This is a genomic window from Shewanella sp. SM87, from assembly GCF_025653705.1.
GTDB classification, from domain to species: Bacteria; Pseudomonadota; Gammaproteobacteria; order Enterobacterales; family Shewanellaceae; genus Shewanella; species Shewanella oncorhynchi.
The window spans coordinates 144,496-166,642 of sequence record NZ_JAKKSC010000006.1; the positions used below are offsets into that span (position 1 = coordinate 144,496).

The 22,147-nt window shown below is 45.7% G+C and carries 19 protein-coding genes; 9 read left to right on the forward strand and 10 right to left on the reverse strand.

Translation table 11 applies throughout. The annotated features are described in order from the left end of the window. The first annotated feature begins 221 nt into the window (after nt 1–221). A complete protein-coding gene (locus L5M11_RS06985; RefSeq protein WP_219236020.1) occupies nt 222–1,037 on the forward strand; it encodes a hypothetical protein in 816 nt (271 codons plus the stop codon). Nucleotides 1,038–1,184: 147 nt separating this feature from the next. Here the strand turns inward: L5M11_RS06985 and L5M11_RS06990 are convergent, their stop codons facing one another. After that, complete coding sequence (locus L5M11_RS06990) at nt 1,185–2,147, reverse strand: hypothetical protein (protein WP_263185654.1); 963 nt, start codon at nt 2,145–2,147, stop codon at nt 1,185–1,187. A 1-nt stretch (nt 2,148) separates the two neighbouring features. Continuing rightward, complete coding sequence (locus L5M11_RS06995; protein ID WP_105251375.1) at nt 2,149–2,535, reverse strand: PadR family transcriptional regulator; 387 nt, start codon at nt 2,533–2,535, stop codon at nt 2,149–2,151. Between the two features lie 411 nt (nt 2,536–2,946). Between L5M11_RS06995 and L5M11_RS07000 the strand changes: the two genes are divergently transcribed. Further along, nucleotides 2,947–3,594 (forward strand): excalibur calcium-binding domain-containing protein, encoded by a 648-nt coding sequence (locus L5M11_RS07000; RefSeq protein WP_263191723.1) that lies wholly within the window; start codon nt 2,947–2,949, stop codon nt 3,592–3,594. A 295-nt stretch (nt 3,595–3,889) separates the two neighbouring features. Then, nucleotides 3,890–4,234, forward strand: coding sequence for a thioredoxin family protein (locus L5M11_RS07005; RefSeq protein ID WP_263186720.1), 345 nt, complete (start codon nt 3,890–3,892; stop codon nt 4,232–4,234). A gap of 19 nt (nt 4,235–4,253) precedes the next feature. Here L5M11_RS07005 and L5M11_RS07010 read toward each other — a convergent pair whose 3' ends face one another. The 3 genes from L5M11_RS07010 to L5M11_RS07020 form a co-directional block, all read right to left on the reverse strand. Next, nucleotides 4,254–4,769 (reverse strand): NifB/NifX family molybdenum-iron cluster-binding protein, encoded by a 516-nt coding sequence (locus L5M11_RS07010; protein ID WP_263191725.1) that lies wholly within the window; start codon nt 4,767–4,769, stop codon nt 4,254–4,256. Further along, complete coding sequence (locus L5M11_RS07015) at nt 4,766–5,062, reverse strand: DUF134 domain-containing protein (protein WP_212600126.1); 297 nt, start codon at nt 5,060–5,062, stop codon at nt 4,766–4,768. The genes L5M11_RS07010 and L5M11_RS07015 overlap by 4 nt, the downstream gene beginning before the upstream one ends. Before the next feature lie 542 nt (nt 5,063–5,604). Then, nucleotides 5,605–7,119 (reverse strand): ATP-binding cassette domain-containing protein, encoded by a 1,515-nt coding sequence (locus tag L5M11_RS07020; RefSeq protein WP_263191726.1) that lies wholly within the window; start codon nt 7,117–7,119, stop codon nt 5,605–5,607. A 357-nt stretch (nt 7,120–7,476) separates the two neighbouring features. Between L5M11_RS07020 and L5M11_RS07025 the strand changes: the two genes are divergently transcribed. Then, nucleotides 7,477–7,728 carry a DUF2999 family protein gene (locus L5M11_RS07025; RefSeq protein WP_006083102.1) on the forward strand — a complete coding sequence of 84 codons (252 nt, stop codon included), beginning with the start codon at nt 7,477–7,479 and terminating at the stop codon, nt 7,726–7,728. Between the two features lie 158 nt (nt 7,729–7,886). Here the strand turns inward: L5M11_RS07025 and L5M11_RS07030 are convergent, their stop codons facing one another. Continuing rightward, on the reverse strand, nt 7,887–8,273 hold the full coding sequence (locus tag L5M11_RS07030; RefSeq protein ID WP_198573438.1) for a carboxymuconolactone decarboxylase family protein: 387 nt from the start codon (nt 8,271–8,273) through the stop codon (nt 7,887–7,889). A gap of 117 nt (nt 8,274–8,390) precedes the next feature. Then, entirely contained in the window at nt 8,391–8,966 is a 576-nt protein-coding gene (locus L5M11_RS07035) for a hypothetical protein (protein ID WP_263191727.1), read from the reverse strand. A 1,344-nt stretch (nt 8,967–10,310) separates the two neighbouring features. Here L5M11_RS07035 and L5M11_RS07040 point away from each other — a divergent pair. After that, nucleotides 10,311–10,754: a DUF6932 family protein gene (locus tag L5M11_RS07040; protein ID WP_131525940.1), complete on the forward strand. Its 444-nt coding sequence runs from the start codon at nt 10,311–10,313 to the stop codon at nt 10,752–10,754. Beyond that, nucleotides 10,751–12,184, forward strand: coding sequence for a helix-turn-helix domain-containing protein (locus L5M11_RS07045; RefSeq protein WP_131525939.1), 1,434 nt, complete (start codon nt 10,751–10,753; stop codon nt 12,182–12,184). Before L5M11_RS07040 ends, L5M11_RS07045 begins: the two co-directional genes overlap by 4 nt. A 945-nt stretch (nt 12,185–13,129) precedes the next feature. Here L5M11_RS07045 and groL read toward each other — a convergent pair. Then, entirely contained in the window at nt 13,130–14,767 is a 1,638-nt protein-coding gene (groL, locus tag L5M11_RS07050) for a chaperonin GroEL (protein WP_071938647.1), read from the reverse strand. 57 nt (nt 14,768–14,824) lie between these two features. Then, on the reverse strand, nt 14,825–15,115 hold the full coding sequence (locus L5M11_RS07055; RefSeq protein ID WP_006086113.1) for a co-chaperone GroES: 291 nt from the start codon (nt 15,113–15,115) through the stop codon (nt 14,825–14,827). 224 nt (nt 15,116–15,339) lie between these two features. Between L5M11_RS07055 and L5M11_RS07060 the strand changes: the two genes are divergently transcribed. After that, on the forward strand, nt 15,340–16,707 hold the full coding sequence (locus tag L5M11_RS07060) for an MATE family efflux transporter (protein ID WP_113940005.1): 1,368 nt from the start codon (nt 15,340–15,342) through the stop codon (nt 16,705–16,707). Nucleotide 16,708: 1 nt separating this feature from the next. Here the strand turns inward: L5M11_RS07060 and L5M11_RS07065 are convergent, their stop codons facing one another. Then, nucleotides 16,709–17,698 (reverse strand): LysR family transcriptional regulator, encoded by a 990-nt coding sequence (locus L5M11_RS07065; protein ID WP_113940006.1) that lies wholly within the window; start codon nt 17,696–17,698, stop codon nt 16,709–16,711. A 128-nt stretch (nt 17,699–17,826) separates the two neighbouring features. On the opposite strand from L5M11_RS07065, the gene L5M11_RS07070 reads away from it, so the two are divergent. Further along, on the forward strand, nt 17,827–18,909 hold the full coding sequence (locus L5M11_RS07070; protein ID WP_263181793.1) for an efflux RND transporter periplasmic adaptor subunit: 1,083 nt from the start codon (nt 17,827–17,829) through the stop codon (nt 18,907–18,909). A gap of 3 nt (nt 18,910–18,912) precedes the next feature. Beyond that, nucleotides 18,913–21,999, forward strand: a complete 3,087-nt coding sequence (locus tag L5M11_RS07075; RefSeq protein ID WP_263191728.1) for an efflux RND transporter permease subunit — start codon at nt 18,913–18,915, stop codon at nt 21,997–21,999. Nucleotides 22,000–22,147 lie beyond the last annotated feature (148 nt).

Sequence of the window (22,147 nt, forward strand, 5' to 3'; positions counted from 1 at the left end):
TCTGATGAATAAAAAACCAGCAAAATACAGGCAAATATCATTTCTATGTGCCGTATCGCACATTTTTAAACCCAAAAGGACAAAATGTCCGCCAGCAGATCACATTTCAACCGTGTGTTAGTGTGAAATCATGGAAATAAAATAATCTTGCTTGAATAAAAATGAACCCATTTATCAGGCTAGCTATACTCTAAATAACTCAACACGTTTAGGGACACGCTATGCAACGATGGAGCAATATGCACATTTGGAGTGTGTGGGTAGGCCTTTTCTTTTGTGTCTCGGTTCATGCAACCAGCAAATCAACAGCAGAAACCACAGCGATGATTGCTGATAAACCTATCATTACGATGGCGTTTTATGAGGACCCCAAACATAACTTCTACTTTAAATGGGCTGAACTGATTTACGCCCAAGCCTTTGAACGCTTAGGATATGACTTCTCCTATCAAGTGGTTCCTGCTGCCCGCGCCAGTATGATGGCGGACTCAGGTAAAGTGGATGGCGAGCCGGGGCGTGTATCTCATTATGGCGAAAAGTTTACCAACCTCATTCGAATTGAAGAACCGGTTATCGATACCCATTTAATTGCCTTCGCCCACAATCCCGAAATCAAAATACCTAACTGGCAAGCGCTGCAAAAGAGTCGATACAAGATCGAATACTATCGAGGCGTGTTCCTCGCAGAACAAAAGCTAAAGGGACTCATTCCTAAGGAGCGTCTGACTGAATCTTCATCCCCCGCGAGCTCCTTTCGTAAAATGCTCCGCGACCGAATCGATATCTATATTGATACGGAGGCAAGCTCATTGGATCTATTACAAACGCCTGAGTTTCAAGGCAGCAAAATAATCGCGATTGCCACCCTAGAAGAACTCACCAGCTATGGTTACTTAAATAAACGTCACGCGGCACTCGCCGTTAATCTTGCTCGGGAGCTCAAACAGATGAAGCAAGAAGGCATATTTGACACCTACAAACAACAGGCTCAAGAATCGCTTAATAATGAAATGAATCATGGCGATACCCCAGAATAAATCAGCATCGAATGTAAATGTCGTGGCTTACTTTTCTCCACAGAAGATGGCACAAATATAAAAAGCCTGTTCAATCATGCTGATCAGGCCATGTATTCGATAAAAAAGTGAATAAAACTCACCTACAAAACCTAGGTTAAACCTTACTTATTTGCTTGCGAGTTTACGCCAACGCACCCCATCGCGAATCACTTCATAGCCAGGGAACATAGCGGCAATCACTAGAGTATAACTTAGCCAATGTTCTAACTGTAATAACGTAAATTCCCCATTTAATTCAGCTCCTTGGTTTTGTACTTGGCTTTGTAATAGTGGCGAACTAAAGGCCAGAAAGACTAAGAACGAGGCATAAGCAAGATTGATCCCCATATTCGCCAGTAACAATTCAGTAGTCCACACTCGGCGGCGTAGTTGCCAGAGACTATTCCCCATAGACAGCAAAATAATAGGGCTAAACCATTGCAGTAATTGCTGAGCATTGACGCTGAAAATCACAGTCCGCGCGGCTAATTGCTCGCTACTCATCCACACAGAACACCAGATCACAAGTAAGAGAAAAAGGTATGTCGCCAGATCGGTAAACACATCGCTTAAACTAATATGCTGCCAACCAGGTCCAACCTTTGGCAAATTCTGCGGCTGCCATTTTTGGCAATTGCTGCCGGACATAGATTTCCCCTGAGCCGAGAAACTCCAAAAGGCCAACAGAATAGCGGTAAAGGCAAGACAGGCATCGCCAATAAAACCTTTGGCAATATGGTGGATAAATCCTAATAGATCCCCCTCTGCCGAGCCCAACCATTGAGTCGTGCCACCCACCACCTGCAACACAAACAAGACACCCAGTACCATGAAAAGTGTATGTTTAAAAAGCGGAATATCCTCAGAGGCGATAATAGGCATAGATGGTACAAATTGCTGCGCGACCTTACAGGGATGACCCATTTGCTTTAATACCGCGACAATTTGCGCTTCAGTCAATTCGCCTTGTTCAGATAGGGCATCCAATTGGTCGCAGATATTAGCTTTTAATTCACGGCCAATTTCCTGACGTTTATTCTCGGGCAATTCTCGCTGCACCGCGGCGATATAGCGATCGACTAATTCCATATCAAATCTCCTCTGCACTCTCGTCTGAGCTTTTCATATCAGAGCCATTAGTGTCAGCGCTTTGCTCCAGTAAAAAAGCCAAGGCGCCATTAAGTTGCTGCCATTCATCGGTCAGTTGACTGAGCAACTCAGCGCCCAATGACGACAATTGGTAATAACGACGCTCACGCCCTTCGGCCTGTCGCCACTCACTATCCAACAATCCTTGATCGGCTAGGCGGCGCACTAAGGGATACAGAGTCCCTTCGTCAATATCAATACCACCTTCCTGCAACTGTTTGCGGAGCGAATAACCGTAGTGGGCTTGTTTTAATAATCCCAGTACCGCCAACACTAATACCCCACGGCGCAACTCGAGTCGCATTTTGACTAGCTGTGAACTTGTCATTGTCGAATTCCTGTCCTTAACACTGTGTCACACACACTGTGCGCCACACAGCAAATACTATGTAGCACACAGTAAAATTGCAAGTTTTAACGCACATTTTTTGATCGATTTGTTTATTATTAATGCAATCTATTGTTTGTATTGAATTTACCAAAATGCCAACCGTTTCTGCTAAGTGCTCACATTTCCCCACCGCCATACACTCAAAACGAATGAGTCACACATAAGCAAATTCAAGATAAAAAATTGCAAAACTTCCTATGCTTGAGTAACTTAGCTGCCAACATTGAATAGCTGACTCGTCAACCTAAGTACGGTTTGCTCCTTAAAAGAGATAAATTGGCACGACTCAAGTAAGTATTGATATTCAATAACTAAAAATATTAAGCCGTTAAATTAAGGACATAGAAAATGCTCATGGATAGAGGCGTACTGGTACGCTGGAACGATGAAAAGGGATTTGGCTTTATTCAGCCTGAAAAAAACGCAGCCCAAGATGTGTTTATTCACATTTCAGTGCTGAAAAAGATGGCGAGAAAACCCATAGTGGGCGACAGCATTCTGTATCAAACGGAAGTGCAAAATGACGGCAAAAGAAAAGCGGTTATCGCCTCGATTGAAGGCGTCGCAGTCGTTGCAGCGAGTGCAACAACACGCTCCCACTCTCATATCCAATCACGCAATGAAAACTTCAATAACAAAAACAAAGCGCATTACCATAGCCCACGAAAATCCTCTTTTAATACGATAATCCCGCTGCTAATAATCGTGGCCATAGTTATCTTTGGCTTTAAACAATACCAAGAATTCAATGAAGCTCCTGCAATCGATGAAGTACCAGTCCTCACGAATGAAGACACTCAGCCAATGCCCATGTATGAAACTAAAGCGCGAACACAAGCAACGGCAACACCAAGTTTCCAATGTGAAGCGGGTAAAACCCATTGCAGCCACATGAGTTCCTGTGCTGAGGCGACTTTCTACATCCAACATTGCCCCAATACTCAAATGGATGGTAACGGTGATGGCATTCCCTGCGAGCGTCAGTGGTGCAGTTAGCGATGCGACATATGTAAAGTCACGCGTGTAACCTTAAGCCTGAGCAGGTAGCTGGTAGCAGGTAGCAGGTAGCAGGTAGTGAAATGATAAATAATCTAAAACAATGGTGAGATAGCCTGACAGGCATACAGCAAACCGGAGTGATTGCTGCCAGTATCGGGCTTCTCATGCTTGGCTTATTCTAACTTGGTCAATTTATCGGTAGTAGCGTGGTAAAAATGGGCTGGCTTTAACCCTAGAAATACGCAAACTAGCCCATGAATTCATACCTATCACAACTTCCAAATGGTAACGCATGCACACTGATATCATCGAAATGGATTCACCTGAGATGCTGGAGTCCTTGTTAACCGAGCATGCTGCGGTGCTGTTGTTATTTGGCGCGCTGGACTGCGGTGTGTGCCAAACGCTCAAACCGAGAATTGCTGAGATGTTGGCGCAAGAGTTCCCGCAGATACGGATGGCCTATATTGATTGCCAAGCCCAAGGTGAGATAGCGGCGAGCCGCAATGTATTTGCCTTACCTGTAGTGGAATGTGTGTTTTATGGCAAAACCTTTGGACGGTTTTCCAAGGTATTTTCGTTAGCGGATATTCGAGGGGCGCTTGCCCGCCCCTATGGTTTAACTGTGGCGGAATAATCCAAATTAGACAGTGAGATTATTTGTTTACCAAGGGTCTAAACCCAGCGTAATGCACTGACTGATCAAGCTTAACCTGTGCTGCGGGCATGCCCATAAGACGTGTTGATCTAGGTGCTGCTTTAGCTTTACCACTGCAACCGCAGCCGTCACCTGTAGAGTGGCAACATCCGCCCTTGGCTGCATGTTTGAGTGAAGCGCGGCCTTGGGATGCATCCGTCAATCTAAGATTAAGATCAGCCGTTTGTGCAAGTAAAGTCACCACTGTTTGACTCGCACTGCCTTTGCTCACACTAATCCCCGCATCTAGCAACTTTCCTAACATGCGCTCACCGATATTCTGCACAAGTACAATGTCGGTACCTTGTTGGATAATCAGCTCTAATAAGGCTTTTTTGGCACTACAGTCACCTTCAATTGCCGGGTTATCGACCAGTTTGATTCGTTGAAACTGTTCATTATAAAAGCCAATTTGTAGGGCTTTCGTAAAGTGACTGGCGAGGCGTTCGCGGCTCATCGGCATGGCAATAATCATGATAAATCCTTGTCTGTTTGGGTTGGCAGCCTCAAGGCTTGACCTTGAGTGATAGCCGTCGCCACCTTTTTACGGGCATTGGCGAGAAGGTATCCAAAGGTTTGCCGAGAGATCCCCATCAAGGCAGCGGCATCGATCTGGCTTAATCTTTTAACGTCACCCAGTTCGAGGGCCTCAAACTCATCGGCCTCTAATTGAATATGAGTTAATTTAACCGCAGGGATCCCATTAGGCTTAAATAGGCTACAGGGCACACAGCTCGATAATTGACGGCATTTTTTAGGTCTTGGCATATATGTATTTATCTTTAAGTCGTCTTATATGTCTTGAAATCGTGTTTTAGGTCTTGGTGCACATCTTGTTTACAGCGCACGACACTAAGGCTCATCTAGGGCTCATCTAGCTAAGGGAGTCCATCGTTCTGGATTCTCAAGCGTGATAACTGACTTGATGAATAAGTTCAGTAGATGAACCATAAAACTGTCACGAGTTTCTGGCCTAGGCCAGAAACTATTATTCGCGCCAACGACATTCATAACTGTAAGACGGCTCACAGTTACCTATATCAAGCATGACTAATTAACAGAACTGCTGTCTGGCGAATGGGGGATTAAACACTAGGGCGATACCCTCATTATCGATATGTGGTGCATCTCAGTTTTCACTGGAATACGAAAATCTTTCGCGCCACAGATATATTGCCATTGAGCGTGACTAACACACTCAATGGCTAGCGCCCTGTAAAGTCAATTTTAACCTGCGTTGGAGTGCCGAGGGATAACGACAAACTCTGCAAACAAATAAGCAGCCGTTCAACTGCTGCGATAGGTGGCATTTACTGATTTAAACGGGTTAAATCCTCAGACTCACAGTAGTTCACCTGTACCGAATAGCCGTCATCTTGCTTGATAAAATCGACAAAGTTTTTAATCGCAGGTAAGGCATCTTCCCTATGGTGCGACACGTAAAGCAATTGGCTCAGATGATGCTCGGCTATCATCTCCAGCGCCCGCATCACTAAGGTGCGATTGATAAAATCTAAGCCCTGATACGGCTCATCTAAAATCAGTAACAGTGGCTGTTTAATCAAGGCACGACCTATCAGCAATAACCGCTGCTGACCATAATCGAGCTTCTTAAAGCTCGTGCTCGCCAGCCCTGTCATGTGCAAAATAGCCAACCATTCCTTCGCCAAATCCAGCTGAGGTTTAGTGGGTTTATGGTACAGGCCAATAGAGTCAAAAAAGCCCGAAAGCAGCACATCTAATGCCGAGCAACTGACGCGATATTGCAAGTGTAGCGCCGACGATACTATGCCAATCCGTTGTTTAATCTGCCAAATACTCTCGCCGCTTCCGCGAGGTCGGCCAAAGAGCGTGATGGCATTGCTATAGCATTGGGGATGGTCGCCTAAAATCAGCCCCAGCAAAGTGCTTTTACCGCAGCCATTTGGGCCGCGAACTTGCCAATGTTGCCCCGCCTCGATGCGCCAATTCACGCCGCTGAAAATCAGCCCACTGACATATTCCACTTTGCCATTTTTAATCTCGACCAAGGGATCAAACGCCTCGGCGTTGTGCCTTTGCCGCTCCATTAAGGCCAAGAGTTCATCGCTACGTTGCGCCGATAACGCATTCAACTGCGCCATCACAGGATGATTGTGCCATTGCTCAATCGACATCGACGGGCTGAGTTTGTGCACACTCTGCCCCGATTTCAGCATCTCGCCATTAAACAGCGCCACATGGCTGATGCACGGCGGCAATTCTTCTTGGCGAGAGGTAATGATCAGCAACTGGCTATGCTCGGCCACTTCACTCAGCAGCTCAGATAAACTCGCCTGATGTTCAGCATCGAGCCCAGCGTAAGGGTCATCTAAAATCAGCAATTGCGGTAACATTGCCAGTGCACGTGCCAGCATGACTCTGCGCGTTTCGCCCGTGGATAATTGCCGAAAACCGCGCCGACGCAGCGGCTCAAGCCCAACCTTTTGTAATAATGCTGGGAGTTGCTTGGCATCTTGGCAGCATTCCAACACTAAGGATTCGACACTCGAACCGTAATCCAACTCGTCTTTTTCTAATTCGCGCTCCAGCAACGCTTGTTGCAACCCAAGTGACACCCAGCCGATACGTTGCGGCAGGCCAGCAATCGTCCCTTCATCGGGCAGAATATCACCCGTTAATATTCGCCCGAGCAAGGAACCACAATAACTGTCGGTCGCGAAAATCGCCCAATGTTCCGCAGGGTTCAGTTGCCACTCATCGACGACTAACACCTCATTATCACGCCCGTATCGCAACTGTTTAACCACAATACTTTTGTCTTGGTTCGCGACAACATCAAGCATAACCACAGTTCCTTTATATTTTTAAGGGATGATAAAAGCCAGCGATTACCCAATCGCATTGTTCCATGATATCTAAGGCAATCATATCTAGAGCCACAATATCTTAGAGTCATGATATCTAGAGCCATAATATCCAATGCAACGGCTCACGATGCCCGACAGTCGCTCAGGTTTTATCGGCAGATTTTGGGAAATACGTCACCAGAGTAAAGCTTATTGGGAATAAAATCTAATGCGCTTAATGGCATAGGCAAAGCGTGGCAACATCCAATGGGTACGCATGTGTGAGGCAACCACTCTGGCAGAACTGTGATAAAATCGGCACCTGTTTAACTTTCATATCAACAAGGTAATGCAATGAATCCCATTATTGCCATCTTAAAAGAACACAACGTCAGTGACGCTAAAATCCAAGAACTGTTTCAAACATTAACCGAAAATCCATTAATGGCGATGGGTACGCTCGGTCAATTAGGCATCCCAGCCGAAAAACTACAACAACTGCTGGGGCTAGTGATGCAGAAACCGGCCTTGATCAAAGAAGCCGTGCTTGAACTCGGTTTGGATTTCTCAAAAGTAGAAGCCGCAAAAGCCCAACTGCAAAAATAAGCGCAGACTGTTCAAGTTTGTAGCCATCATGCGCTAGGGGAATCCGCGTAACTCAGATCCCCTAGCGAATGTTAAAACCACTAAACCGCAAAGTAATTAAATCTCACAGCAACTAAACCTCAAAGCCATTGACGCTCAAAATGATAGTACCAAGTGAGCTAACTGTTTTGCGCCTGCCACTCCTCAATCGCCTCTTTCGCCGCTCGAAAAGCCTCAATCCCCGCAGGCATACCGCAGTAAACGGTGCAATGCAGTAAGACTTCTTGGATCTCTTCAACCGAGCAGCCATTGTTTAGCGCGCCCCGCACATGGCCCTTTAACTCAGTCGGCGCCTTTAATGCCGCCAGCGTCGCAATAGTAATCAAACTGCGCGTTTGCCTTGAGATAGCATCACGCACCCAAACCTCACCCCAGCAATTCGCCGTGACTAAATCTTGCAGCGGTTGCGTAAAATCCGTCGCACTATTGAGCGCCTTATCCACATAGCTATCGCCCATCACAGCACGACGCACCTCAAGCCCCTTCTCGTATTGCTCTTCGTTCATCGATGCATCCTTTTTTCTTATGTGATTAAGCTATGTGATTAAACTCTGTGATTAGACTTATTGAAACCGCCAACCAATCAGCCCTATATCCTTACCACCTATAACTGATAACTAACGTTAGATTGAGCGCACCCAAGAAACGAACTCTTCGGCGAGTCTGGGAGGGTTACAGGCCTCTGTCTGATCTGCGATCTCGTTATAGTACTCGAGCTCGTGAACTATGATGGGTACAGAACGACCGAAAACGCGACTAACGGTTAAGTTGGAATGGAGTGTAGAAGCGACAACGCATACTGCGGCAACAAATTGCTCGGTTATCTCCTGACCGAGCTCAAGGCAGCGCTCAAAATCGACATCTTCCTCCGCATCACTGTACCCGAGACCGAGATCGGCCACCCAGCGAGCTAAGATATCCGCAGTCTGAGAGTCAGAATCCCCAAAGACGAGGAGTTCGTTTTGAAGCCAGAAGGCATAGTTCCATTTTGCTTCGTCAGAGCTAGAAGCCTTTGGAATCGAAGCATGCCACTCGTCGACTGTGTTATAGCCGACTGTCAGCGTAGGTAGACGGGGATCGTCATATTCGTTGTTGATATAGAAAGACAATGCATAGATCTGCTCCGCCTCAGAGGTTGGTATACTCTCGAGCGCTTCGGTAATAGCACTCTGAAGCGCGGTAATCATTGGGATATTCATACTAGGTTTCCTGCTCGTTTAATGCCGCATTTAGCGAATGAAAATAGTGCATTGTAATTGAGAATAAGAGTTTAACCCACTATTTTTGTTCAGCTTAAATGTCTGCCAATATGTGAGTATTCAACCAATTTACCATTAGGATAGTCTCCAATCTATCACACATAAGACTGCCATTTTTATATGCCCCAATGGTCAAGTGATAGAAGCTTGGAATACTCAAAGATACCTATATTTTTCTTATAAATAACTCAGAAAGAAATGTGTCAGTCCTCGCTTTCGTTCTTATCAAAGATTGGCAGACTCTTTTACTGCTCGTTTGCGGCTTAACAGCCAAAGTAAATCAAGATCGTGGGGCTTCACCCCACACCCGACCAAGGAGGACTGCTCGTCCTATCCTCCTTGGATTCTCCAAGACGCCCCTAGCGAAGTTACATGCATTGGTTACTGGTCTCATACTCCAATAAAAATTGCCTAACGGCTCAGATGGGACATCCCTGTCCCCCCGAGCCTGCGCCATCATCCATGATGTCGCCACGGCATTTTTATCTGCGTATTTCGACAACTTCGCAGGGGAAGGTGTATCTCTTTTATATTTGGTGTTGCTTGCGAGTCATGCAAAGCAAACAGAATTATACCCACCATCCCTTTTTTAAAATTTAACAATGGGTGGCCCATTAAATTTTCATGGATGTGAAAGAGCGGCCATGCCGTCAACGGTCACTTACATGCCAATGCTTAATCCAACCAACTATCCAGTTATCGGTATGCCTTTCTACAAGCGTACACTCTGCAAATTTAACAATGGACGGCTCGTTAAATTCTTTTGCTGCTCGTTTGCGGCTTAACAGCAGAAGCTGATGATTAAGCACTGTCATTCCAGTGACACGCCACCCCTTTTATTTCACAAGAAGTATCCATGAGGGCTCGACGACGGCATCTGCTGCATACGGAAGTGCAAATGCCGCGATCACATGGTCAATGATGTTCCAGACATCATAGTGACATTTCCCATATCCCTATGGGTCAGATATGAAAGAGCGGCCATGCCGTCAACAGTCACATACATGCCAATGCTTAATCCAACCAACTATCCAGTTATCTGCATGCCTTTTTACAAGCACACACTCTGCAAATTTAACAATGGATGGCTCGTTAAATTCGTAGTTTGAACAAAATAGGACATTGACCTTGCTAAACCCGAGGTGACCATATATGTCCCCGCTTTTTCTTATATACGTCCTCGCTTTTCCTTAAATGCTTTGTTATACAACAATTGCACTATAAGTAAATATATGCTATATAAGGCGCAAGTTACACAACATTTTTGTTGGGAAAGGGTTTTGTATGATTCCAGATTTTGACGGTACGGGAAATTTACCAGAAGGGATCCACTTAGCTTCTATGGAAGAGCTCGCGGATCGCTTTGGCTATAACCCTAAGCGAGCATGGCTGATTGATGGTTTGAAGCTATTAATATGTGCATTGCAGAAAGCTAACTGTCCGCTGGTATACATCGACGGGAGTTTCGTAACTTCAAAAGAAATTCCAGGCGATTACGATTTATGTTGGAGCCTTGTTGATGTGATTGAAGAAAAAATAGATCCAGTACTTTTAGATTTTAGCCCTACGGGGCGGGCAACAATGGAGCAGAAGTATCGCGGTGACATTTTCCCTGCGGAACTTCCGGAAGGTGGTTCTGGCAAATTATTCGTAGATTTCTTTCAGACGGATAAAAATACAGGTGAAAAGAAAGGCATTGTGGCGATTAAAATTGGAGGTTCATTATGATTAAGAATAACAAACAACTAGCATTAACAAGAAAACGTATCGAAGAGTTTTCTTGTGCTATTGAAAAGTTACAAGCAGAAGAACCAAGGTTTTCTCCACTTTTAGCAAAAGCTCAGATTGACGCATTAATTTGTCAACGAGACGAGTTAGTTCAGCAAGCCGAGGAATACGAGCATTTATTATCAGGTGATCTAGTTATTTTTGATGTAAATAGCCTTTCTGATTTACCAAAAGCTCTAATCATGGCTAGAATTTCGATGGGGTTAACTCAGAAAGACCTTGCTGAAAGACTAGGGATGAAAGAACAGCAAATACAGCGATATGAAAACACTGAATATAACTCAGCTAGTTTCAAAACATTAGTATCCATCGTAGAAGCACTAGATCTAAAAATTACTGAAGACGTATTTTTGCCTAAAGAATCTAGAGAGAAAAATATTCTTCTCTCTAAACTAAGTGATGCTGGTTTAGATAAAACGTTTATTGAAAAACGTATTGCACCAAGAGATGTGATGCCATTTGATTACGGCTTATGGGTACAAAAGACCGTCGAGAAATTGAGCTCTGTTTTTGGTTGGACAAAAGAACTGTTACTTGGTGATGCACCTCTAGTTATTGGACGCGATGGTTCAATGGTTGCTCGGTTTAAAATGCCAGTGGGGGCAAATGAAGTATATACAAGTGCTTATACCCAATATGCATATTCTATTGCCAATATAGTAGCTAATAATTGCTCTCTCGGCAAAAAGGCAATCCCGCAAGAACATAATGTTGTTCGTGAGTCTATATTAGAAACTTACGGTGAGATTACATTTGAATCTATTCTATCTTACGTAACTAGCTTAGGAACCCCAGTAATTTCATTAAATGATTCTGGTGCTTTTCATGGCGCAACTTGGCGCATTCAAGGCAGAAATGTAATCGTGTTGAAGCAAAAATCGAGACACTCCTCTAAGTGGATGTTTGATTTATTGCACGAATTATATCATGCAAGCCAATCACCTGAACAAGAAGAGTTCTCTGTCGTTGAGTTAAGCGAAACTAGTGATGAAAGGCGTAACGATCAAGAAGAAATTGACGCTAATAATTTTGCAGCTAAGGTTCTTCTTGGAGAGAATGCTGAATCATATATTGAAGAATGTTTTAAAAATGCAAATGGGAAAATTGCATGGTTAAAAGGCTCTGTAACTCAAGTTACCGAGAAATATCAATTAGACTGCGGTGTTTTAGCTTATCAAGTAGCAAACAGGCTCGATGCAATTTCAAAGAAAACAGGAAATAAAGTTAACTGGTGGGGAGCAGCTCATAACCTACAAACAAGTACATGTGAGCCTAACATATTATGCTTTGAAAACTTACTTTCTCATATCAACATCGAACGATTAAACACTGAAAATAGAGAGCTCATTGAGCAAATATCTGCCGAATAATTTAAAGGTCAGCACTTTGATGCTGACCTTTTTGTATAACGCCGTGCTCCAGTTAACAATCGAGCCACCCAAGTTAAAATAACAACATAATACACTTAGGTTTGCCTTTAAGTAACCAAAAATCACTTAGATCCTAAAAGACTGACAAGGTCCGCTTCAAATGAATAATGATTGGCTAAATAGAGGGGCATGGGACAGGCATATTTTGGTACAGGGCAGGATTCCACTTTGGCGATATATTAACCAATTTAATGCAATTTAATGAGCCAGCCATTGTTAAATTTTCTAAAAACAAAAAATTGGACAAGCATGACTCTTTTGGGTTTAACAGCAAACACCGGGATCACAGAAGTTCACCCTCCCCTCGGAGTTGCCGCAGGGCATTTGCGTTCGTTGCGTGAGCGAGGCATGGATGCCGAGATAGCGTCAGTCGAATCAGGGACGAGCGTCTGACGCGATAGCATAAGAACGCTAAATGCCCAAGGGGCTTTCAACTCCGTTAGGGGCGTCTTGGAGAATCCAAGGAGGATAGGACGAGCAGTCCTCCTTGGTCAAGTGTGGGGTGAAGCCCCACGACTTTGATTCACCTCGGCCGTTAGGCCGCAATGACTAACAATGTTGAAAGATGGAACCATCTAACCACCAGCAAAAGTATACGATGTTACACTTTTAGCAACAATTTCAGTGCTTAAAATCCAAAAAGTGTAGGTAAATACACCTCATACTCCCAAGTCACCAGACCAAAAACAAAACCCCGACTCAGTTACCCGAGTCGGGGTTTTCATTTTTCTTTTACAAGAATTTAGGTTTAAGCGATTAAGCTAAAGACAGCAGATATTTTTGCGCAGGATAAAACGTTCAATACAAGGCGCTGTGAGCGTAGCATACGTTGTGTGTATGTAAGCGAGCAGCAACGCCGTAATCAACGTTTTAGACCAGCAAAAATTACATCATGCCGCCCATTCCGCCCATCCCACCCATACCGCCCATATCTTGGCCAGCATTTTGTGGGATCTCAGCAACCATAGCTTCTGTAGTGATCATCAGACCTGCGATTGATGCCGCAAATTGCAATGCACAACGGGTCACTTTAGTTGGGTCAAGGATACCCATTTCTAACATATCACCGTAAGTATCATTACCGGCGTTGTAACCGAAGTTGCCGCTGCCGTTCTTCACTGTGTTAGCAACAACTGACGCTTCTTCACCCGCGTTAGTGGCGATTTGACGTAGTGGCGCTTCCATTGCACGCAGTGCGATAACCACACCGTGTTTTTGGTCTTCGTTTAATACTTCTACTTCAGCGATCTTAGAAGCTACGCGAACCAGAGCAACACCGCCGCCAGGAACCACGCCTTCTTCTACCGCAGCGCGAGTTGCATGCAGAGCATCTTCAACGCGGGCTTTTTTCTCTTTCATTTCAACTTCAGTCGCTGCGCCAACTTTGATTACTGCTACGCCGCCAGCTAGTTTAGCCATACGTTCTTGCAGTTTTTCTTTGTCGTAGTCTGACGTTGATTCTTCAACTTGTTGTTTGATTTGGCTTACACGAGCAGCAATTTGTGTTTGCTCGCCGTTACCATCGATGATGGTGGTGTTGTCTTTAGTGATCACAACACGCTTAGCTGTACCTAAATCTTCCAGCGTTGCTTTTTCAAGCTCTAGGCCGATTTCTTCAGCAATTACAGTACCGCCAGTCAGGATTGCTACGTCTTGCAGCATTGCCTTACGACGATCGCCAAAGCCAGGTGCTTTAACAGCAGCCACTTTCACGATACCGCGCATGTTGTTCACAACTAATGTTGCTAATGCTTCGCCTTCAACGTCTTCAGCAACGATAAGCAATGGCTTACCGGTTTTTGCCAGACCTTCAAGGATAGGTAACAGTTCGCGAATGTTAGAGATTTTCTTATCTACTAACAGCACGAATGGGTGATCTAATTCAACGCTGCCCGTTTCTGGCTTGTTGATGAAGTATGGAGATAGGTAGCCACGGTCAAACTGCATACCTTCTACTACGTCCAATTCGTTTTCTAACGCTTGGCCTTCTTCAACTGTGATCACGCCTTCTTTACCGACTTTTTCCATCGCAGTTGCGATGATTTCGCCGATAGATTCGTCAGAGTTTGCAGAGATAGTCGCAACTTGGGCAATCGCTTTTGAATCTGCACAAGGTTGTGATAAGGCTTTTAATTCAGCAACTGCAGCGATAACGGCTTTGTCGATACCGCGCTTCAGATCCATTGGGTTCATACCGGCTGCAACGGCTTTTAAGCCTTCAACTACAATGGCTTGAGCCAGTACAGTTGCAGTAGTAGTACCATCACCGGCGGCGTCGTTGGCTTTAGAAGCAACTTCTTTCACCATTTGCGCGCCCATGTTTTCGAATTTGTCTTCTAACTCGATTTCTTTGGCAACAGAAACACCGTCTTTAGTGATCAGTGGTGAGCCGAAGCTCTTGTCTAATACCACGTTACGGCCTTTAGGGCCTAAGGTCACTTTAACTGCGTTTGCGAGAATGTTTACGCCAGCCAGCATTCTTACGCGAGCGTCATTACCAAATACAACTTCTTTAGCTGCCATCTTGATTATCCTTTAAATTTTTAATGATTAATTGGAATGTCGAATTGATGCTGAGGATTAACCCACTACTGCCATCAGGTCAGCTTCCGACAGGATCAAGACTTCTTGACCGTCGATTTTTTCTTTCTTAACGCCGTAACCTTCGTTGAAGATCACCACGTCACCCACTTTGACATCCAGTGGCTTAACTGTGCCATTTTCTAAAATACGGCCATTGCCCACAGCAAGGATTTCACCGCGAGTTGATTTTTCAGCGGCGCTACCGGTCAGTACTATGCCACCCGCTGATGTAGATTCAACTTCTAGACGCTTAACGATTACGCGGTCATGTAATGGACGAATATTCATCTATGAACTCTCCTAATGATTTGATGCCCTACAATCGAGCCTATTTGTGATTAAAAAACAGACACCTTAGTCTGCTCTTTTGCTGTCTGAGATATGGGGCTGACAGTGTCGAGATCCAAGGGCATTTACAAAAAAAAACTTCAATTTTTTGATGTCGGTTTTTTCAAGTCCGCACAATCCTGCTAGAATCTCGCCTCCGCTCGCTAACAAGGCACTATTTTTCCATGAAAGACAGACACGGGCTGCTCACCGCGCCAATTGGTCGTGTACTGCTCAACATGAGCCTCCCCAACTTAATTGGCATTATGACCATTCTAGGTTTCAGCCTCGCTGACACTTTTTTTATCAGCCAATTGGGCACCGAAGCCTTAGCCGCCATCAGTTTTACCTTTCCGGTGACCTTAGTGATCTCTAGCATCGCCATTGGTATTGGTGCTGGAGTCTCGACCAATTTAGGTCGACTTATCGGTTCGGGTAATGCCCATAAGGCCAAAGTGTTCTTGCATGATGCCTTATTGCTCACCTTTGTCTTGATCGCCAGTTTAGCCGCACTGGGTAGCATTTTTATTACGCCACTGTTTCGCTTACTCGGGGCAAACGATGACAGCTTGCCGCTGATCCACGACTATATGATTTACTGGTATGTCAGCGCACCGCTGCTGGTATTGTTGATGGTAGGCAATCAAGGCTTACGTTCCACTGGCGACACCCGCTCGCCGGCGATGATCATGGCGCTGGCGGCGCTCATCAATCTTATCCTCGATCCGTTATTGATTTTTGGTATTGGGCCATTTCCACGTTTAGAAATCCAAGGCGCCGCGATTGCAACCCTGTTCGCTTGGTTGATTGCCTTATCTTTGTCGGGATATTTGTTGATTGTCAGGCGCAAAATGCTCGAATGGACCGCCTTTGACATAGACAGAATGCGCGCAAACTGGAGCAAATTAGCCCATATCGCACAACCTGCCGCCTTGATGAATTTAATCAATCCACTAGCTAATGCCATTATTATGGCCATGTTGGCGCATATCGATCACAGCGCCGTGGCAGCCTTTGGTGCCGGTACTCGGTTAGAGTCAGTGCTATTAATAGTAGTGATGGCACTGTCGTCGAGTTTAATGCCCTTTATTGCGCAAAACTTAGGGGCAGGACAGCCACACAGAGCAAAAGAAGCCCTGCTATTATCGATAAAATTTATCTTTATTTTCCAAACCTTACTCTATATCCCACTGATCTTTTTAGCCGAGCCTATCGCGCATTTATTCAGTACCGATCCGCAGGTTATCGAGTGGCTGAGTTTTTATATCTTAGTGCTGCCCTGTGCCTACGGACCTTTGGGTATAGTGATTATTGTCGCGACCTCGCTCAATGCCTACCACAGGCCTATGAGTTCATTAGTCATCAATCTGTGCCGCTTAGTGCTGCTCATGCTGCCGCTAGCAGCCTTGGGATCGTATATAGGTGACGTTAAAGGCCTGCTGCTCGCGCTACCTGTGACTAATATTTTGATGGGAATTGCCTGTTACTGGCTGGCGCAGCGGATCTGTGAGCCCACAAAGATCACGACCGCAAACGCCATTAGCGAGGGGTAAACTAGCTTGATTTTTTAACGGGAAAGCGCAACACATCGTCTGAAAACGCTCCCGTAGAGGCTTTGCAGGATCGACGTGGACCTTGCTCGCTCATGTTGATCGGCACGCCATTTGGCACTAGCTCTTGCATGATATAGTCGATAAAGCGTCGACAGGCTAAACTCACGTAACGTCTTGATGGATAAGCTAAGAAACACTCGCCTTGGTGGGGTTGGATTTCAGGTAACAAAGTCACTAACTCACCGCTTTGTACATATTCATCCACGACTTCAGCAGGCGCATACACTATGCCGCGTCCTTGCAATCCAAACTCAACCGCCACTTCAATACTGTTCGAGCAGAAATTACCTCTGACTCTTACCTCTTGTTCTGAACCGATAAATAACTCATTAAAGATTTTGCCGTTGGATAAACGGAACATAGACACATTATGTGCTTCAATCTCTTTCGGTGTTTTAGGTGTGCCATGTGCCGCTAAATATTGAGGACTCGCGTAAAAACGTAAGTCAGTGGTAAAAATTGGCCGCACCACTAAATCTAAGGTATCCAACGCAGGCTCGACCACAAAAGCCACATCAAGATTATGTTTCACCATATCAACGGATTCTGAACTGCTGATGACTTCTAAGGTGAGTTTAGGGTGCATATCCATAAAGCGGAAAATGGCTTGCATCAAGATTTTCATGCTATGGATGGGGAACATTTGAATACGCAAATGCCCGCTGATCTCAGCATCGTCATTGGTCATTTCGAATAGGGTTTCGTCGAGCTGAGCCAAAATATTCTGCGAGCGCTGGTAAAAATGGCTGCCCGCAGAAGTGAGCGTCATAGAGCGGCTCTGACGGTGGAACAATTTAATGTTCAGTTCATCTTCCAAGGCTTGCAAACGCCGACTCACAGTCGATTTAGGTAAGTTAAGTAAATCCGCCGCTTCAATCAAACTACCGGTTTCAGCAATTCGGTGGAATAACGCTAAGTCCTCTGTCTTCATTTTGACCTTAAGTTCAATCTCATTATGTGGGACTGATAATCCCAAAGTATCCCGTTTATTGCAACTAATTTAGCTGGTATCTTCGCGCCCAGAAATGCTGACAATTTGTTAACTAGGAAATCTCCACCATGAAATCATATCGACTCTTGCCGCTGACAATGCTGCTTCCAGCCCTGATCAGTGGTTGTTCGCCTGCGGAAAGTTCAGTGCAAGTGGCAACAATTCGTCCGGTTAAACTGTTTGAAGTACTCAATGTAGAAGACGGAGATTTCAGAACATTTCCAGCCCGCGTTGCCGCCAATAGTCGCGCAGAATTGTCGTTCCGCATTTCAGGACAATTAACAGAATTAGCATTAGTTGAAGGGCAAAGAGTCACTCAAGGTAGCTTACTCGCAAAACTTGATGACAGGGACGCCCACAATAATTTAATGACCCGCGAGGCGGAGCATGAACTGTTAGCCGCTGACTTTAAACGTAAAGTCGAGCTACTCAATCGCAAGCTGATTTCACAATCTGAGTTTGATAGCACTCAAGCGCAACTCAAATCGGCCACCGCCGCCTTAGCCGCTGCACGCGATCAACTGAGTTACACCCATTTAACGGCACCTTTTAGCGGTACAGTCGCCAAACGTTTAGTGGATAACCACCAAATAGTGCAAGCAAATCAAGGGGTATTAACATTACAAAACAATAATTTGCTCGATATTAGCATTCAAGTTCCCGAGTCGATGGCGGCGGGTTTGAAGCAATATACCGATCAAGCTCATTTTACAGCTAAGGTGCGTTTTAGTGCCTTCCCCGAGCAAAGTTTCGATGCCAAATTTAAAGAATACTCGACTCAAGTCACGCCGGGCACCCAAGCCTATGAAGTGGTGTTTTCGTTACCTCAACCTCAAGATATTCAGTTACTTCCAGGAATGAGTGCCGAGTTGACCTTAGCCTTAGTCAAAGATCCTAGTGCCCTCGCGTCAACGGTAGTGCCAGTGACCGCTATCGATAAGCGCGACCAAGATGGCCAAGTGCAAGTGTGGATTTATCAAGCGCAATCGGGTGAAGTAAAACCGACGATGGTGACGCTAGGACGCGTGAGTAATCGAGGTGTTGAGATTTTAACGGGCGTTAACAAGGGCGATCTCATCGTCAGCGCTGGAGTGTCTCAATTATCCAATGGCATGAAAGTCAAACCACTACGCTGGCAGCGTGGGGTGTAATTGATGAACATTGCAGAGTATTCGATACGCCACAAAGTCATCAGTTGGATGTTTGTGTTGCTACTACTCGTGGGTGGTGGCGTCAGTTTTACTGGTTTGGGGCAACTAGAATTCCCCGAATTTACCATTAAAGAAGCTTTAGTGATCACGGCTTATCCCGGTGCATCGCCTGAGCAAGTTGAAGAAGAAGTGACATTACCGCTCGAAGATGCCCTGCAGCAACTCGACGCCATTAAGCATGTGACTTCAATTAATAGTGCGGGTTTATCACAAATCCAAATCGAGATTAAAGAAAGCTACGATAAAACCAGCCTGCCGCAGGTGTGGGATGAAGTGCGTCGTAAAGTCAATGATGCTGCGGGAAACTTGCCGCCGGGCACAGCAACGCCACAGGTGATGGACGACTTTGGCGATGTATATGGCATTTTATTTAACCTTTCGGGACCTGATTACAGCAACCGCGAGTTGAGCAATTACGCCGACTATCTGCGCCGCGAGCTAGTGCTAGTACCTGGAGTAAAAAAGGTTTCTGTTGCTGGCAACGTCACTGAGCAAGTCGTAATTGAAATCTCCCAGCAAAAGCTGTCGGCACTGGGGTTAGATCAGAGCTATATCTATGGTTTAGTGAACAATCAAAACGTCGTCTCTAACGCGGGCAGCTTAGTGATTGGCGATAACCGTATCCGCATTCATCCCACGGGCGAATTTAGCAATGTGCAGGATCTCGCGCGTTTGATCGTCAGCCCTCCGGGTAGCTCTGAGCTGATTTACCTTGGCGACATTGCCAATATTGAAAGGGATTATGACGAAACCCCTAACGTGCTTTATCACAATAAAGGTGAAGCTGCGTTATCGCTGGGGATTTCTTTCTCTAGCGGTGTGAATGTAGTCGAAATCGGGCAAAAGGTCAGTGACCGTTTAGCCGAGCTTGAATCGCAACGCCCAATCGGCATGAATTTAGCGACGGTTTATAATCAAAGCCAGGCGGTAGATGAGACAGTTAACGGCTTCTTAATCAACCTAATGGAATCCATTGCCATAGTGATCGCCGTGCTTCTGCTGTTTATGGGATTGCGCTCAGGCCTGCTGATGGGCCTGATCTTACTGCTGACGATTCTAGGCACTTTTATCGTGATGAAAGTGCTCGGGATTGATCTACAGCTCATCTCCCTCGGCGCACTCATTATTGCCCTTGGTATGTTGGTCGATAACGCCATTGTCGTTACTGAAGGCATTTTAATTGGTATCCGTCGCGGTAAGACCCGTTTGGAAGCGGCCAAACAGATAGTGTCCCAAACCCAGTGGCCGTTATTGGGCGCGACTGTGATTGCCATTATTGCCTTTGCCCCCATTGGCTTATCGCAAAATGCCGCCGGTGAGTTCTGCCGTTCTTTATTCCAAGTGTTGATGATTTCACTGTTTATCAGCTGGATCACCGCCATCACACTCACGCCGTTTTTCTGTCATCTGTTATTTAAAGATGCGCCGAGCGATGAAGAAGCCCAAGACCCCTACAAGGGCTGGTTCTTCAGCTTATATCGCACAAGCTTAATTGTGGCACTGCGCTTTAGGCTGGTGAGCATACTGCTGGTTATCGCTATGCTTTTCAGCGCTGTAGTGGGCTTTGGTCATATCAAGAATGTGTTCTTTCCTGCTTCTAACACGCCGATTTTCTTTGTGGATATCTGGATGCCAGAGGGGACTGACATCAAGGCGACCGAGCGTTTTACCGCTGATATTGAGAAGTTAATGCTTACGCTGGACGAGCAAAAAGACGTTGGGCTAAAACACTTAACAACCGTTATTGGCCAAGGTTCGCAGCGTTTCGTCCTGCCCTATCAGCCAGAAAAAGGCTATCCCGCCTTTGCCCAGTTGATTGTAGAAATGCAGGATTTAGACGCAGTTAAAGCCTATATGCCAGAATTAGAAACCTTGTTAAATCAACGTTTCCCGCATGCACAATATCGTTTAAAAAACATGGAGAACGGCCCTTCGCCCGCCGCCAAAATTGAGGCACGCTTTTACGGTGATAACCCTGAAGTGCTGCGCGCTTTAGGTGCTCAAGCCGAGGCGATTTTCCACGCCGAACCAAGCATGGATGGCATACGTCACAACTGGCGTAATCAAGTGCCGTTGATCCGTCCGCAACTGGAAAATGCCCAAGCGCGCGAAACAGGGATCAGTAAGCAAGACCTCGACAATGCCCTATTGGTTAACTTTAGCGGTAAGCAAATAGGTTTATACCGAGAAACCAGCCACTTGTTGCCGATAGTCGCCAGAGCGCCCGCCGAAGAACGTTTGCAAGCGGACAGCCTATGGAAGCTGCAAATTTGGAGCAGCGAACACAATACCTTTGTGCCCGCCACCCAAGTAGTCAGTAGCTTCAACACTGAGTGGGAAAATCCGCTGGTGATGCGCCGCGATCGCATGCGCATGCTCGCAGTAATGGCCGATCCTAAGCTTGGTAGCAATGAAACCGCCGATTCTGTACTGCGCAAAATCAAAGACCAAGTCGAAGCGATCAGCTTGCCCGCGGGTTACCGCTTGGAATGGGGCGGTGAATTTGAAACCGCAGGTGAAGCACAAGCGTCGGTATTTAGCTCAATTCCCTTAGGTTATCTGGCGATGTTTTTGATTACCGTATTCTTGTTCAACTCAGTGCGTCAGCCCTTAGTGATCTGGTTTACTGTGCCACTGGCATTGATTGGGGTTTCAGCGGGACTCTTGTTGTTCGATGCGCCCTTCAGCTTTATGGCACTACTCGGATTACTGAGTTTGTCGGGCATGGTGATTAAAAACGGTATTGTCTTGGTCGATCAGATCAACCTCGAGCTCAGTGAAGGTAAACCAGCCTATTTTGCCTTAATCGACTCCTGTGTCAGCCGTGTTCGTCCAGTGATGATGGCCGCGATAACCACTATGCTCGGGATGATACCGCTGATCCCCGACGCGTTTTTCGGTTCTATGGCGATTACAATTATTTTCGGTCTAGGCTTCGCTTCTCTGCTGACGCTCATCGTACTGCCAGTGATGTACAGCCTAGTATTCAATATCAAAGCGACGGCAACAGGAGGTCAATCACCCAGCTAACCTGCTCCGCATTTTATCCAAAAACGCTTCCCGGCGCGGCCGGTCAGTCATTCGTGGCTGGCTGGCCATTTCATTTTTGATCTATTACGGTTTGAGGGACAATTTAAACAAGCACATCCATTAGATAAACAAGTTTGGCAAACTGAGA